Here is a 15565-nt window from a genome sequence, read left to right on the forward strand (position 1 = left end):
TCCACCTTGGCAATCAGCTTCTGCGCCCATGGATCTTAGTCGGGCGAATATGGGCTCGCCAGTAACACGCGGCCGCCATTGGCGGATCGAGGCCTATACCGGGGCGACCCCTGATATAAGACACTTCGATTCTTTGGGACACTGCCTTTCAGAATATGAATATCAGAAACATAGACCATATCTTCGTATCGCGATTCGGGGTTTTCGTGGTAGAAACTGAGAACATGCAGGGCTGAATGTTTGGCGGCGAACACCAGACAGTCGCCCCTGAAGGCCTACAAGAAATCACTCAGATTCCAGAACCCGCTCAGGCGGACTACAAAATATGGAAGCACTTGAGACACTGCTTGATGTACCACCGGATACTATTCACAATGCAGACAGACATTTCCAAATGCATTTAATTACTTGTCTCCAGTCCTGAAGATTTTTCGGCTTCGCGACAATTCAGACAAGAATTTCATGACCACACTGAGAGAAAACCTGGCTCCTTAGTCCGGGACACAACTAAAAACCGCGCGCATGGAGCTTCGGTCCAGTTAATTTCTAGAAGACTTCGGCTAGGGTGTCCATGGTAAATTCACCAGAGATACCGTGGGGACCTTTGGTGGTTTATTTGCCACTTATCGCACATCCGGCGATATCTGTCTGCTATTCAAGGGCGGGGCTTTCTGGGGGGCAGGAACAGCGGCGGTCTGGCTGGAGGTGTGGGCATCGGCAGTAACCTGGGTTCTTCACTGAACCTTGAACTGGATGCAAACTCCTATGGCGGAAATGGTGTTCCGCAGCTTTGCCGCCCTACCCCGGATCCAGAGCCAGAGCCAGAGCCAGAGCCGCGTATTAAAATGGTCACCGCCGCGCTTCGAAAACAGTGTTATCGAGAGCGTTAATCAATATGAGGCCGGGCCTCGACAAAGACAAATGGAAACCACGCTAATGGAGACCATGTATTTCTGTCGCTTTCAACGTGGATCTCGAAGTTTCCGTCAACCATCTTTGTCTTATTCAATACTTTTTTCGTGTAGCCATATACATTTTCCCAGCAGGCATACCCTTCGGTCCGCAAGGATGTGGCGATATAAGATGCGAGACTACGCTGGTTATCAGCCGTTCTTCCCGAATAGCAGGCGTAAACATTGATCCGGCATTTGGCTACCTTCCGAAGTCCACACCTTCTCAGTCGATCAACTATCTCCGATTGGTCAATTACCCCTTTATTGGCATCACCCAGTACCTTAAAGCTTTTGTATGAGTGACCAATAATATAGATTTCATCATCGTCACCCGCAGCATTCAATGTGGCGGGGCAGGAGCCATTATCGCAAAACAGCTCACCAATCGCCGGTGACCGTATGTCGCCATCTGCGGGCACCATTCTGTGACCGACGCCACGAACGAGATTCTTTAAAGTATCGACGCCAGTGCCGTCATCAAATGGGTAATAGAGATATATCATGATGCCAATCCTTGACTGAAAAAGTTATGTCCATAAAAGTCGGAGGGAGAATCTATCACCGAGAGAACGCGCACAAAAGCATATAGCAGCTTGAAATTAAATTTTCCGTGAAGAACCACGGCTTATTTGCAAGATTTGAATGTTTTATCTGCCAGATTTAATTCTTGCAGATCGACAATGACACCTCCCCCGGCTCTACATCGCATTTCAGCGTCAAGTGCCGGCGACGAAACGCAAGCCGCCAGTATTGGCCATCGCACTCTGACCCTCTACTTGCCTTGGGCAGCCCCTGAAGATGTAATTCCCGCCATTTTTTCCGGACTAGCGGTTCTTTTTGACCACCTGATACGCCTACTCAATATCAGCGCTCGAAATAATAACCGGTCTCCGCCACTGAACCTGGCACCCCTTGTCGACGGTATCAATATGTCTCTGTAGAAGCGCCAATTGACTGCCCAATAACAACAATAAAAGTGGAGCGAACCATGCCTTCGCCTGACTCACAGAACTCCCAGATCGAATACCCTAACCCTCGCCTCGCGCGGCTCGGGATGGGCGAGAAAGCCGGCTTCGCTCTCGGTGATTTCGGTTTCAATCTTTACTGGACCTGTATTGCCTCTTTTCTTGCGGTTTTCTATACCGATGTTTTTGGACTGCCGGCGGCCATCGCCGGCACCCTGCTGCTGGTTACCAAACTTATTGATGCGGTGACAGACCCGCTGATGGGGGCTATCGCAGATCGCACCCGTACCCGCTGGGGAAAGTTTCGCCCTTACCTGCTGTTTGCCGGCCTACCCATGGCCGCGGCCTCGGTGCTTACCTTCACCACCCCGGATCTGAATGAAACCGGCAAGATTATTTACGCTTTTATCACCTACAGCGCGATGATGTTGGGGTACACCGTGCTGAGCACACCCTACGCATCGCTCTCCGGGGTGATGACCGCGCATGCGCAGGAGCGCAACACCTTGATCAGCTGGCGATTTATCGCCGCTTTTATCGGTATGACCTGTGTCAATAAATACACCTTGCCGTTGGTGGAATGGTTGGGGCGGGGAGATGAGCAGCTTGGCTGGCAGCTCACCATGACGGTGTACGGCGCCCTGGCTTGCGTGATATTCACAGTGACTTTTTTCGCTACCCGCGAGCGTATCGAGCCACCGGTATTACAAAAAACCAAACCCCTGGACGACATAAAGGATCTCCTGCGCAATCGCCCCTGGCTGATTCTGGTGGGGCTGCAGATGGTCATCATGCTGACCATTACCCTGCGCGGCGGTTCCAGTTATTACTACCTGATGTACTACGTGGAGCGCCCGGAGCTGATTTCCAACTACCTGGCGGTGCAGGCGCTTGCTCTGGCCGCCGGCGCGGCGATCACGCCGCTGCTGACCCGCTATGTGGACAAGGCCCGCTTGATCGTGATTCTGATGGCGGTGGTCGGCACACTGTCCCTGGCCTTTTATTTTGTTCCGAAAGATGCGGTGTGGCTGATGTTTACCCTCAACATTCTGATCAGCCTGGCGCTGGGGCCAAAATCTCCCCTGGCGTGGTCGATGTTTGCCGACTGCGCCGATTACACCGAGTGGCGCAGCGGGCGCCGCGCCACCGCGATGACGTTTTCCGCTGCCACCTTCTCCATGAAATTGGGCGGAGCCATGGGCTCTGCATTGATGCTGTGGGTATTGGCGGCCATCGGTTATGTGGCACGGGAGGCGCAGAGCGGTGCCTCACAAGCCGGTATCGCCCTGCTGCAAACGGTCATACCCGGTGTCTTCGCGCTGCTCGCAGCCGCAGTGGCAAGTTTCTATCCATTGGACAATGCACGCCTGGCGCGTATTCAGCAGGAACTGGGCAGGCGGACCGCAACCGCGCAGCCAGATACAGAAGAATTCCCCCAAGCGTCTGGAAAAAATCCGCCCCCGGAAAATCCATCCATGGGCACCGCAACATCGTGAGGATAGTTTCCGTATGAAAAACGCCACCGGTAATTCCCCGCTGGTAGCCAATAGCGAAGATGGCGCACGCTGTGAGCTGACAAGCCCCACGGCCATGCCCACAGCCAGCGCCTTTCTGTGGAACCGGCGCATGCTGGTACAGGTAAACTGCCGGGGCTTTGTGGTGGCGCGCCATATGCAACCCGAGCCCGCCGCCTACGCTCATGCTCCCAATCTCGAAGCCAAAACCTTTATGCAGCCGGAGCAGCCGTTCTATGCGCACCACCCGGGGCGGTTTCTGTATGTAAAGGACGAGGATAGTGGTGCGCTGTTTTCCGCTCCTTACGAGCCAGTGCGCACCAGCGCAGATCAGTTCTGCTTTTCCGTCGGCAGTGGTGACATCAACTGGCGTCTGCATCACGCCGGCGTGGACGTGACCATGACGCTGCGCCTGCCTGTGGACGACGCTGTGGAATTGTGGGAATGCACCCTGCGCAATGACGGCCCCAGGCCGCGACGGATTTCCGCTTACCCCTATTTTCCTGTGGGTTATATGAGCTGGATGAATCAGTCCGGCGAATATCGCGCGGACCTGGGCGGTATCGTCTGCTCCAGTATCACGCCCTACCAGAAGGTGGACGATTACTTCAAAAATCGCCATCTGAAAGACAAAACTTTCCTGCTGCATGAAACTACGCCGGACGCCTGGGAGGCCGCCCAGTCCGTGTTTGAGGGCGAGGGTGGCCTGCACAACCCCGATGGGGTAAGTCAACAGTTGCTGGGTTGCGGCGATGCCCGCTATCACGTGCCGACGGCGGCGCTGCAATACCAAATGCAACTGGCTCCGGGGGAGGAGCGCACTCTGCGCTTTCTGTTCGGCCCGGCCCGGGACGACGAGGAAATTTCCGCGCTGCGCGAACGCTACCTGTCCGCCACCGGATTCGCCGCTGCCGCCCACGAATATCAGGTTTATTTGGCGCAAGGGCGCGGTGGTCTACAGATCGAAACCCCGGATCGGGCACTGGATACATTTGCCAACCACTGGCTGCCGCGGCAGGTGTTCTATCACGGGGACGTCAACCGCCTGACCACAGACCCGCAAACCCGCAACTACCTGCAGGATCAGCTGGGCATGGCCTATATCCGGCCACAGACGGCTCGTGCCGCGCTGTTGCGTACTCTCAGTCAGCAGAAGCCGGATGGCTCCCTGCCCGACGGTATTCTGCTCAGCCCGGACGCCGAGCTGAAATATATTAATCAGGTCCCCCATACGGATCACTGTGTGTGGCTGTCGATTTTTCTGCACGGGTATCTCGCTGAAACCGGCGATTACACACTGCTCGACGAGCGGGTGATCACCGAAAGTGCAGGTGAAATGGAAGGTGATGAGCGAAGCGTATTCCACTGCGTGAGCTGCGCCATGGACTGGCTGGCAGCGGCCCGCGACGAACGAGGCCTCAGTTATATCGGTCAGGGGGATTGGTGTGACCCGATGAATATGGTGGGCTACCGGGGGCGCGGCGTATCCGGCTGGCTTTCCCTCGCCACCGCCTATGCACTGAAACTCTGGGCGGAAATCTGCCGGCAGCAGAAACAGTTGGAGCCCGCGGAAAAATATGCCCGCGTTGCCACGGAGCTCAACAGCGCGGTCAATCGCCACCTGTGGGATGGCGACTGGTTCGCCCGCGGCATTACCGATGACGGCAAGGTTTTCGGAGTGAGCGAGGATCAGGAGGGAAGTATCTTCCTCAATCCTCAGAGCTGGGCACTGCTGAGCGGTGCCGCCGATGACAATCAGCGCAAGCGACTGCTGCGTGCGGTGGAACAGCAACTGGCAACGCCTTTTGGGCCGATGATGCTGGCTCCCGCTTACACGGGGATGCGCGAGGATGTTGGCCGTGTTACCCAGAAATTTCCCGGCTCGGCAGAAAATGGCTCTGTGTATAACCACGCGGCGGCGTTTTATATCTATAGCCTCTTTACCATCGGCGAGAGTGACCGGGCCTGGCGCTTGCTGCGGCAGATGCTTCCCGGCCCGGATCGTGAGGATCTGGTACAGCGCGGACAACTACCGGTATTTATCCCCAATTACTATCGCGGCGCATGGCACCAGTACCCCGCACACGCCGGCCGTTCCAGCCAGCTACTGCATACCGGTACCGCGGCCTGGATCTACCGCTGTCTTATCGAAGAGCTGTTCGGCTTGAAAGGTGAAGGCGAGGGCCTGCGCATTTCTCCGCAGCTACCCTCCCACTGGCCGCAGGCACGGGTGCAGCGCCGTTTCCGGAGCGCGGTGTTTGATGTTCAGTTTGAGCGTCGGGTCCACGGCGATGAGCTGCAGGTGTACGCCGATGGCGAACAGCTTGCGGAGCCCTTGATCAGCCCGGTTGAGGCCGGGCGCGTTTACCACTTGCGCGTATTATTGCCGCCAGGGGATATCTCCCAACTGGCAGAAAGTCTGGAAGACGCGAACACGACACAAAATCCCCACCTCGCCTGAAGAACCTGCTTCAGCGCCACTGTCAGGCGGCGCTGCGGCGGCTGGACGGCCATACACGCCTGCTTCTTTATTTGTTTGTCACACTCTCTGTGCAGAATTCAATTCTCTCCTGTCACGCACACATCAGATATTCAATTCAGAAACCGGGATTCACACCATGAAGACAATAAATGAACTTACCGAAACTCAATTCAAAGAACTTCTCGACGATTACTTTGCACCGCCCGAGAAGCGACAGAAAATGACTGAAGAGGAAATCAGGGAGCTGGCTGTAAGGCTGAATGACAAGGTGGATATTCCACTCGTGTGGGAAACTGCCGAAGAGAAAATCCTGATCAAGGTTGTTCTGAAAGTAGATACATTCCTCTACGACAATCTTCCCAACGAGATTTACGACCTGGTAAGAAGTCTGGACAAAGGTATTACCGAAAGCGAAGCCTCACGCCTGATCAACCGCCTGTCGGTTCTTGCCAACAAGAAAATCGAAATCCCCTATATTCCAGAGGCGGCCGAATACATCGCCATTCGCTTCGTGATCGGCGTAATCATCAACGCCGCGCGTAAAGAGTGGAATTTCGAACTGGCGAAAGATGCCCCGGAATCCGAATTGATTACCGCTTAATCGGAAGCGTAAAAGTCAGGTGCCAAGGAACTTCTGATCAAGTCATCTCGAAGGAACCATGAGTTTTCTGGTGGGCGATGAATGGATAGACGCTCCCAAGGGTAGCTTTGAGCAGCATATGCCCCAGATTATGTCCTGGTTTGCGAAAAACCCCCTGGGGTCAACACAGCCCACAGAAGAGTATTAGCGCAAAAACTCATCAATCATTTCGCCGCCACCTGTCGATTTCCCATCATCTATCGGGAACCTCAGGATCACGGCTTTATGTACGGCCGCGCCTTCCGGGATCTTGATGGGCATATCTGGGAAATCATGTGGATGGACCCGGCGGCAGTACAGTAGGCAATCTCTGCCCACGCACCGTATGTGAGTCGGGCGGCCCGGGCCGCCCAATAATTTACAGGTGCCGGGTTTCTTCCGGCACGTTCATCCAGTTGTCATTGCGCCCGTCGAAGTACTGCACCGGCGCTTCGAGCAGCTCCTCTGGGGTGACGTTGTCCAGCGCCGACAGATAGACGGAGACAAACTCCCCACCCAGCTCCTCCACATCGCCATTGCCGAAGCTGCGCACGCCGCAGTGTTTGCAGAATGGATGGTGGGCCTGCAGGGTGCCGAACTGATAGTCGCTCAGCGCCTCCCTGCCTTTCAGCAGGCGGAACTCTGCTGGTTTGATAATGGCCCCCCACTCGCGGGTTTTGGTGCAGATGGAGCAGTTGCACTTGCCGGTGCCCGCCGCCAGATCGATATCCGCTTCGAACGCCACCGCGCCGCAGTGGCAGCTGCCTTTGTAGGTTTTTTTCACTGGACAGCCTCCGCGAGTGCATCGTCCTTGGCATTGGCGCGCTTGTAGGTATCGCGGCCGGTGACCCGTTTTGCGTAATCAATAAATTCGATACGTTTTTCGATGGTGCCGAACTGTACTCCCCAGGCGATCTGGGAACCCACATAGACATCAGCGGCGGTAAAGCGTTCACCGGTGACATAGGTGTGCTCCGTAAACCAGCTGGACAGTGTATCCAGCACTGCGGCATAGCTTCCGTAACCCACCATGCGCTGCTTTTCGGCGTCAACCTCGATACCCAGTATCTTGCTGTCGGTGATTGCGGCTTCCAGTGGCCCCGCAGTGAAGAACAACCAGCGGTAGTAACTGGCACGCTCTTCCGGCGTGGGGGCCAGCCCGGCCTCTGGAAACGCCTCTGCGAGGTAGGCGCAGATGGCGGAGCACTCGGTCACCACCTGGCCCTGATGCACGATCGCCGGCACTTTCCCCATGGGGTTCAGTTTCCGATACGCGGGCGCTTTCATACTGCTCTCGTACTCCAACACTTCCACCTGGTAAGGCACATTCAGCTCTTCCAGCATCCAGCGCGCGGTACGCCCGCGGGATTGAGGGTTGGTGTAGAGCAATACTTCGTTGGTCATGGGGGATCTCCCGTTGTTCCGTTGTCGATGTCTGTTGAAAACCTGAAAGGACTGTAAAGGGCAATTAGGCTATATTCCGCCCTATTAAAATCAAGCGGGATGCAATTGATGCCGAATCCAACGACAAGGGTGCTGGCATTGCTGGAACTGCTGCAGTCGCACGGTAACGCCACGGGCAGTGAACTCGCCGGCAAGCTGGGTGTGGATGGGCGCACCCTGCGGCGCTATATCAATACCCTTGAGGAAATTGGTATCCCGCTGACCAGCGAGCGCGGGCGCTACGGCGGCTATCGGCTGGTCTCCGGTTATAAACTGCCGCCGATGATGTTCACCAATGAAGAGACCCTGGCGATCTCCCTTGGTCTGCTGGCGGCACGCAGCCTGAACCTGGGGGATATGGGCTCAGCGGTGGCCAGTGCCCAGGCCAAGCTCGAACGGGTGATGCCACAGAAACTGAAACAACAATTGCGCGCGCTGGATGAAAATATCACCCTGGATTTTGTACCTTCCCCGGCACCGGCCAGCTCGGTTCTCGCTACCCTGGCATCCGCCACTCAGGAGCGCTGCCGCACGGTGTTCGAGTACACCAGCATCACTGACAAGGCAGCCGGCACCGAGATCACCTTGCGGCGGGAGTTTGATTCCTACGGCCTGGTGTTTCGCCGCGGCCGCTGGTACGCGGTGGGCCAGTGCCATCTGCGCGGTGAATTGCGCACCTTTCGCCTCGACCGTATGAGCGCGCTGCAGCGCCTGCATATCCCGTTCGAACGCCCGCGGGATTTTGATGCGGCGTCCTACCTCAACCAGAGCTTCTCACAGATGGATTCCGCCGTGGAAGTGGAACTGCTACTGCACACCAACCTGGCCACTGCCAGCGCCATGCTTGGTCACGAGGAGGGGCTACTGACACCTCAGGGGAACGCCGTACACTGGCGGGCACATACGGGCTGCCTAGGCTGGTTTTCCTCACAGCTGATGCAGTTGCCCTGCAGCTTCGAAATCCTCTCACCGCCCAATCTCAAAGCGGAGCTCCGCCGTCAGGCCGAACGGCTGATGGCCCTGGCGGCGGAGTGAACCCGATACCCCTCAAAACACCATTTTTATTTAACCAGTTCCACTTCCGTGGGCCGCCAACTTTTATCGAAGAACGGCTGCAGAGGGCTGTACAGGCGCAGTACCGGGAAGTAGCTCTTGCCCGGAATGGTCTGTATCCAGTTTCCCCGTGCCACCCCTGCAGGCTGCTCCGGGCCGAAGAATATTGTTGTGGAGCCTGCGGTTCCGGGTTCCGCTGCGGGAGAGGGATAACTCTGGCTGCCGGCGCGGGGATACCGCTGCGGCGTTTTCAGCATCGAACGAGTCTGGGTGTCGTACAGGGTAAATGACCAGAAGCGCTCCGCTGGAACGCCTTTCGGCAAGGTCACCTTGTAGGTCCTGGCACCATCGAAGTAATTTTTGTCCGCATCAACCATCGTCCATAAATAGGTGGATCCGATACCGGTAAGCCGCATGGCCATGGCCGGGGTGATGCCGGTTACCCCGTAGAAAAATGCGGTTCTCGCGTCCAGCTTGCGGTAACCGGTGGCAGGGAATGGCTTGACGCCTTCTTTGGTAATTTCCGGAATCGGGGTCTCAAACTGATAGCCGGTATCGAACAGCATGTTCTGCCAGTTGCTTCCCTCGTAGTAGTACCAGCTGCGATCCCGGGGGCTCATAAAAACGCTGCGGGCGGTGGCATTGGCGAGCTGCAATGCATCGGTGAGAATTTTCTTCATACGCGCATCGGGTTTGAAAGGTTTGCCTTTGACAATACCAATCGCAGCAATGGGTCCCATAAGCTCGGGATCAAGCGCGGTCGCAGGTTCCTGCTGCACCACTTCGTTCAACATTTCATAGAAGCGCCAGTCGTTGGGTGGGATGGTGTTCATCACCTTGCCGCTGCCCTCATGAAATACCGTCTCCGGCACCGCTTCCAGCTTCGCGAGCTTTGACTTGCCGTCGAGGAACTCCGCGATCGGTGTGCCGAGACCGCCGGGCTGGTAGGGGTAGATTTTGGTAAATTTTCGGATGCGCTCCACCGCCGGTTTCGGGTCATTGTTTTCCAGAAAGGCGCGGGCAAACCAGACACCGTAATGGGTTTTAGAGTGCGCCACATTGTATTCCCCCTCCGGCAGGGCGCCCTCGTAGTCCGGCGGCACGATAAGATAACGCCCGCCCCGGCCTCGATCCGGCCCCGGCAATCCCATATCGATGACCCAGCGGAACCAGGCGTCCTGTACGGTACCGAGAACACCCGGTGGCACCTCGATCACCATTGGACCCTTGGTCAAATCAAGCCCGCCAATCAGGTAGATGGTGTCGGCATTGGCAGTAAGAAAAAGGGAATTGGCATCCATCAACTCGGAAAAGATGATGACCTCGTTGTCCTTTACCCCGACATCTTCCAGCCCCTTGCGCAAGGCGTGGATACTCACGCCGCGCAAAGACTCGGTGAAGGTACGGAAGGCATGATGGAGGTCCAGATGGTCATATATCTTGCCAACGGTTTCCTCCGTTGGCATACCGTCCTCAAATTCCAGGGTGCCCAGGTGGGTTTCCACCTTCTCGGGCGTTGTTATGGACGCTGGAATATCACTTTCGGACTGCGCTAGGAGGAGATCTGGGCCAACCAGTAGCGTGGACGCACACACTACCGCCAGAGACTTGATCAAGTTCTGCATGGGAATACCTTCGGCGTTGAGGGCAGGAGTTGCGAGACAGATTTTGGGGTCGCTAAAAAGATAGTTGCCGCTCAGCAGGCTGCCAGAGAACGGCGCCTACTTCTTTTTTACTAAAATTGACGTTACAACAGCCAATTGAGCGACGGTGAGCGTGAAAACTGTACTCTTTGTAGTTATTTGTATCTTCTCAGACATTGTTAGCGGTACGACATTGGCTGAACGCAGAGAAAACCTGGAGCAAGTGGCGGTTTACGACCGCTTTCGTATCTTCTACTCCCTGTCGGGGGAAGACGCGCTCCCTCCTGCGCGCCGCGCAGATGATGATAACGACGGAATACCGGAGTACGTGGACCAGCTGGGGCGGCGCTTCCTGCAGACAGATCGCTTCTATCGCGACGAAGTGGGCCTGACCTCACCGTTGGACGGGGAGCGCTATAAGGGTCACGCGCACTATATTGATGTGAACCTGCTGAACATTCCCAGAAATGGCATCGCTTACGACGGTACGCCAAAACTAGATCGCAGTATTTCCCATCAGAAATCGGTTCCCGTACTTCTGATTGACCTATCTAATTCACTCAACTGGGGCAACAAGACCCCGGAACACGAGCTGTTTCATATCTATCAGAATGGCTACACCTATTTTAAAAACCGCTGGTACACGGAAGGTACTGCGCGCTGGTCCGAAAATATCCAGAGCGGGCGTGTGGGTAAGGGAGGGTTCCTGCCGGCAAGTCGCGGTCAGCGCGAGGCACTGTTCGAGAAAACCTACGATGCCAGCCAGTTCTGGAACGAGCTGATTCTACGGGCGGATAACGGCACCCACGGCAAAACCTTTATCCGGCACCTGCTGGAGACGCTGCGGGAAATGGACGAAGTGGCAGCCAGAGAGCGCGGTATTAAACGCGCCAACTGGCCCGAGGCGGAGCAGCGCAGTGAGAAAAACAACCCGTATATCTGGCGGGCAATACAGAAAACCCTGAAGGATATGGGCTACTCATCGACCGAGGATGGCGAAATAAAAACCCTGTTCGGTTTATAGGGGCTTCGGCACAGGAGCGTGATAAGGATCACGCTATACCCCGCGCCAGTTACCAGACCAATTTCATCAGGAATTACTTCGTTGGCATCGGCATGCACTCCATGACCTCCACACAATCGCCGGGGAAAATGCTGAAGTGCGGGTGGTTCTCAAACAGCTTCGCCGCCTCGTCGTGCGTCTCGGCCTTGATAATCACGTACCCGGTCATGTCGTTACTGGTATCGCTGATACCCTCGGGATCGATCCGCTTGGTTTTCCCCAGCGGGCCGCCGGCGGCGACAAGAATGTCGCTGTGCTTTTCCATCCAGCCGCCCCAGGCGGCCATACCTTCCTGCATGCGCTGTTCGCGCTGTTGTTCTGAAAGATGCTCCCAACCTTTCATGGATTTGGGGGCGCCCAGATACATGGCGAGATAGTGTTTCATGACGATTCCTTTTCTTTACAGACTGGTTACTGATTGATTTCCGGCTCGACAAGGCGCGCCAGTGCGGCCAGCGATTCCTGCCACCCGAGGTGGCACATTTCCACCGGAATCACATCCGGTATACCTTCCTGTAGAAGTGTCAGCTCTGTCCCACAGGATACGGGTGTCAAGGTGACCGTCATGGACATTTCACCCGGCATATTAGGATCGTCAAAGCGATCGGTGTAACGGATACGTTCATTTTCTACCAGCTCGACATACTCCCCACCAAAAGCGTGCTCCTCGCCAGTAGTGAAATTGACGAACTTAGCCTTGTAGGTACCGCCTACTCTGGCCTCCAGATCGTCATAGACGCCATAGAAGCCATCCGGCGGCGACCATTTCGCCATGGCGTGGGGGTTGATAAATGCGCGATAGACGCGCTCCGCGGGTGCACGCAGTACGCGATGCAGCTTTACAGTGCCAGGCATGTGTTTACTCCCTGCATTTTCTGTTGATTCAGTGTCTCAACCGGCGTCTCCGCCCGCCTGATTGCCCTCTGCCACCAGCTCCCGCGCCGGGCGAACCTCAATGGATCCGTAACGGGCCGGCGGTATTTTTCCAGCCAGGGCAATGGCTTCGTTGAGATCCTTCGCTTCCAGCATGTAGAAGCCGGCCAGCTGTTCCTTGGTTTCCGCGAACGGGCCGTCGGTCACGGTGACGCGCTTGTCCCGCACACGTACCGTGGTCGCAGCACTGGTGGGCATCAGCGGGCTTCCAGTGATGAAGTGACCGCTTTCACTCAGGCCTTCCACACAGGCAATACACTCCTGATTCAGTGCATCCCACTCCTGCTGGGTTTTCTGCGCCATCAGTTTTTCGTCGTAGTAAACCAGTGCCAGGTACTTCATCTTGATCTCCTTAGGTGACAGCAATTGAGGCTGTTTCACGAGTTAGTCGAATGGGGGAAAGGGAATTCGACAGATAAAGAAAAAATTTTTTATTTTTTTTCGGTCGCCAACCTGGTCTCGATTTCATGCAGTCGGCGTAACAGAAAACGCTGTTCCGGCCCCTGCTGCGACAACGCCAGAGCGCGCCTGTAGGCGGCATGAGCCTGTTTGTTCTGACCGAGACGGCGGAGCAGGTCAGCCCGCGCTGCGTGGGCGAGGTGGTAGTCACTGAGCGGCCCCTCGGCGAGCAGGTGGTCAATCAAAGCCAATCCCCGCTCCGGTCCATCGCGCATTGCTACCGCCACCGCGCGGTTGAGCTCAATCACCGGAGAGGGGCTTTGCCCCAGTAAGGCCTCGTAGAGGCCGACAATCTGGGGCCAGTCGGTTGTTTCCGTGCTGTCCGCGTCCGAGTGCACCGCCGCAATGGCGGCCTGCAGGGTATATGGGCCGAAGCGGCGGCTGGCGAGCGCCTGCAATACCAGATTGCTTCCCTCTTGAATCTGTTCCCGGTTCCACAGGCTGCGATCCTGATCTTCCAGCAGGACCAGATTACCGTCCGCCGATACCCGCGCACTGCGACGTGCATCCTGAAGCAGTAGCAACGCCAGCAGCCCCCGGGCTTCCGGCTCCGGCAGCAGCTGACACAAAAGACGTGCCAGACGGATGGCCTCGCCACACAGGTCCTGACGGATCAGTCTTTCGCCCGCTGAAGCCGAATAGCCCTCATTGAAAATCAGGTAAATCGCATGCAGCACACTGGCGAGCCGCTCCTGCAGCTCCTGGCCTTCCGGAACCGCATAGGGAATATTGGCATCGCGAATTTTCGCTTTGGCGCGCACGATGCGCTGGGCAAGGGTTGGGGTTGAGGTGAGGAAAGCACTGGCGATCTCCTCGGTTGTAAGGCCGCACACCTCGCGCAGGGTCAGCGCCAGTTGCGCTTCCGGCGCGAGACCGGGGTGACAACAGGTAAAAATCAGCCGCAGGCGATCGTCTTCAATCTCCTGTGGTGCCGCATCTTCACAGGCCAGTTCCGCTTCAAGCCGGTCGGCGACTTCTTCAAGGGACACATCGAAGCGCGCCTTGCGGCGCAATTGATCGATGGCCTTGAAGCGACCGGCGGAGACCAACCAGGCACGGGGGTTATCCGGCACACCTTCCCCCGGCCACTGATTCATCGCTGCGGCAAAGGCATCGTGCAGCGCCTCTTCCGCCAGTTCAAAGCTGCCAAGTAGTCGTATCAGGGTGGCGAGAACCCGCCGGGACTCCTGCTGATAAATTTCCTGAATGCGCGCGCTGAAACTGTCCATCATTGGTACGCTCGTAACCATTTCATTCTGCGAGTGAATTATTGTGCAGGGAGCATATCAGTCCCGGTGCCCTACTGATCGAAAAGTTCTCTCACTAGACTTCCGCAGGATGAAAGTTCGACTCCTGTCTAAAAATGGACTGCCAAACCGAGATTTTCACTCTATACCTGTTCCCTCTGAATTCAATTCTGCGAACTCTTTGAATTTATTTGAGTAGATACTATGTGCACAAGAACTCTCTGGCTGGACAGCGGGCAAGGCCCCATTGCCGGGCGCAATATGGACTGGGCACAGAGCCTCGGCACCAATCTCTGGATATTGCCTGCGGGCGCCGAGCGAACCGGCATTGAAAACGACAGTAATCCACTCAAGTGGACCTCCACCTACGCCAGCCTTGTAGCCACCGCCTATGACCTGGCCTCCGCCGATGGCTTGAACGAAAAAGGGCTCGCGGCGCATATTCTGTGGCTTGCGGAATCGGATTACGGTGAGCGCGACACATCCCAGCTCGGCTTATCGGTGTCACTCTGGGCGCAGTTTTATCTGGACCAGTTTGACAGTGTCGCTGCCTGTGTCGAGTACACCCGCAAACACCCCATCCAGGTTCGCCCTCAGGGTGACCCGGTATCCGGGCGCTGGTCAACGGTGCACCTGGCACTCAGCGACGCAAGCGGTGACTCTGCGGTTATCGAAATCATCAATGGTGAGACCCAGATCCATCACGATCGCAGCTTCACCGTGATGACGAATTCCCCTCCCTTTGCGCAACAGTTGGAGCACATCAAACAGTACCAAGGGTTCGGTGGTAATCTCCCGTTACCCGGAACCACTGAGGCCGCAGACCGGTTTGTGCGGGCGAGCTATTACCTCTCCAAGTTGCCGCCAGCGGACACTCCCAAACGGGCCTACGCGGCGCTGTTGAGCGTAATGCGCAATGCCGCGCAACCATTTGGTGTTCCAGACCCGGCGCGCCCGAACATTTCCATGACGATCTGGCGCACACTGATCGACTTGCAGCGCGGGGTTTATGCCTTCGAGTCCTCTTTCAGTCCAGACATTGTGTGGGTGCAATTGAACAAAATGGACTTAACTAAGAGCCGTAAACTCGACCTGAGTCAGGACGGCCTGGTGGGTGATGTTACCGACCGGTTTATCGAAACCCCCGCATTCAAGTTCTTATCCGCCTGACCTGTTTTTCGCACCCTGTTT

General features: G+C 56.3%; 15 protein-coding genes. 7 read left to right on the forward strand and 8 right to left on the reverse strand.

What is annotated here, in order from left to right:
- The first annotated feature begins 128 nt into the window (after positions 1 to 128).
- Complete coding sequence (locus tag AU11_RS18685) at positions 129 to 236, forward strand: nuclease-related domain-containing protein (protein ID WP_369797832.1); 108 nt, start codon at positions 129 to 131, stop codon at positions 234 to 236.
- Positions 237 to 886: 650 nt separating this feature from the next.
- Here AU11_RS18685 and AU11_RS11530 read toward each other — a convergent pair.
- Positions 887 to 1456 (reverse strand): hypothetical protein, encoded by a 570-nt coding sequence (locus AU11_RS11530; protein ID WP_043319511.1) that lies wholly within the window; start codon positions 1454 to 1456, stop codon positions 887 to 889.
- Positions 1457 to 1941: 485 nt separating this feature from the next.
- Here AU11_RS11530 and AU11_RS11535 point away from each other — a divergent pair, with 485 nt between their 5' ends.
- From AU11_RS11535 to AU11_RS11545, 3 genes are all read left to right on the forward strand, one after another.
- Entirely contained in the window at positions 1942 to 3414 is a 1473-nt protein-coding gene (locus AU11_RS11535; RefSeq protein ID WP_081848078.1) for a glycoside-pentoside-hexuronide (GPH):cation symporter, read from the forward strand.
- Positions 3415 to 3427: 13 nt separating this feature from the next.
- Positions 3428 to 5893 (forward strand): GH36-type glycosyl hydrolase domain-containing protein, encoded by a 2466-nt coding sequence (locus tag AU11_RS11540; RefSeq protein ID WP_081848079.1) that lies wholly within the window; start codon positions 3428 to 3430, stop codon positions 5891 to 5893.
- Positions 5894 to 6050: 157 nt separating this feature from the next.
- Positions 6051 to 6515, forward strand: a complete 465-nt coding sequence (locus tag AU11_RS11545) for a hypothetical protein (RefSeq protein ID WP_043319512.1) — start codon at positions 6051 to 6053, stop codon at positions 6513 to 6515.
- 397 nt (positions 6516 to 6912) lie between these two features.
- On the opposite strand, the gene AU11_RS11550 is transcribed toward AU11_RS11545, so the two are convergent.
- Together AU11_RS11550 and AU11_RS11555 are read right to left on the reverse strand one after the other, a co-directional pair.
- Positions 6913 to 7317: a GFA family protein gene (locus tag AU11_RS11550; protein ID WP_043319513.1), complete on the reverse strand. Its 405-nt coding sequence runs from the start codon at positions 7315 to 7317 to the stop codon at positions 6913 to 6915.
- Positions 7314 to 7937 carry a glutathione S-transferase family protein gene (locus tag AU11_RS11555; protein ID WP_043319514.1) on the reverse strand — a complete coding sequence of 208 codons (624 nt, stop codon included), beginning with the start codon at positions 7935 to 7937 and terminating at the stop codon, positions 7314 to 7316. The genes AU11_RS11550 and AU11_RS11555 overlap by 4 nt, the downstream gene beginning before the upstream one ends.
- Before the next feature lie 108 nt (positions 7938 to 8045).
- Between AU11_RS11555 and AU11_RS11560 the strand changes: the two genes are divergently transcribed.
- A complete protein-coding gene (locus AU11_RS11560; RefSeq protein ID WP_043319515.1) occupies positions 8046 to 9011 on the forward strand; it encodes a YafY family protein in 966 nt (321 codons plus the stop codon).
- A 26-nt stretch (positions 9012 to 9037) separates the two neighbouring features.
- Here AU11_RS11560 and AU11_RS11565 read toward each other — a convergent pair whose 3' ends face one another.
- Complete coding sequence (locus tag AU11_RS11565; protein ID WP_043319516.1) at positions 9038 to 10654, reverse strand: DUF1254 domain-containing protein; 1617 nt, start codon at positions 10652 to 10654, stop codon at positions 9038 to 9040.
- A 211-nt stretch (positions 10655 to 10865) separates the two neighbouring features.
- On the opposite strand from AU11_RS11565, the gene AU11_RS11570 reads away from it, so the two are divergent.
- The gene (locus AU11_RS11570) at positions 10866 to 11696 is read left to right on the forward strand and encodes a hypothetical protein (RefSeq protein ID WP_043319517.1); all 831 of its coding nucleotides are present in this window, start codon (positions 10866 to 10868) and stop codon (positions 11694 to 11696) included.
- A 73-nt stretch (positions 11697 to 11769) separates the two neighbouring features.
- Here AU11_RS11570 and AU11_RS11575 read toward each other — a convergent pair whose 3' ends face one another.
- The 4 genes from AU11_RS11575 to AU11_RS11590 all read right to left on the reverse strand — a co-directional run bounded on the left by AU11_RS11575 (position 11770) and on the right by AU11_RS11590 (position 14359).
- Complete coding sequence (locus AU11_RS11575; protein ID WP_043319518.1) at positions 11770 to 12120, reverse strand: YciI family protein; 351 nt, start codon at positions 12118 to 12120, stop codon at positions 11770 to 11772.
- Between the two features lie 26 nt (positions 12121 to 12146).
- Positions 12147 to 12590 (reverse strand): SRPBCC family protein, encoded by a 444-nt coding sequence (locus tag AU11_RS11580; protein ID WP_043319519.1) that lies wholly within the window; start codon positions 12588 to 12590, stop codon positions 12147 to 12149.
- A gap of 36 nt (positions 12591 to 12626) precedes the next feature.
- On the reverse strand, positions 12627 to 13010 hold the full coding sequence (locus AU11_RS11585; protein WP_043319520.1) for a YciI family protein: 384 nt from the start codon (positions 13008 to 13010) through the stop codon (positions 12627 to 12629).
- Positions 13011 to 13099: 89 nt separating this feature from the next.
- A complete protein-coding gene (locus tag AU11_RS11590) occupies positions 13100 to 14359 on the reverse strand; it encodes an RNA polymerase sigma factor (RefSeq protein WP_197023827.1) in 1260 nt (419 codons plus the stop codon).
- A gap of 219 nt (positions 14360 to 14578) precedes the next feature.
- Here AU11_RS11590 and AU11_RS11595 point away from each other — a divergent pair, with 219 nt between their 5' ends.
- Positions 14579 to 15544 (forward strand): linear amide C-N hydrolase, encoded by a 966-nt coding sequence (locus AU11_RS11595; RefSeq protein WP_043319523.1) that lies wholly within the window; start codon positions 14579 to 14581, stop codon positions 15542 to 15544.
- Positions 15545 to 15565 lie beyond the last annotated feature (21 nt).

The organism is Microbulbifer sp. HZ11, assembly GCF_000708675.1.
Taxonomy (GTDB): Bacteria; Pseudomonadota; Gammaproteobacteria; order Pseudomonadales; family Cellvibrionaceae; genus Microbulbifer.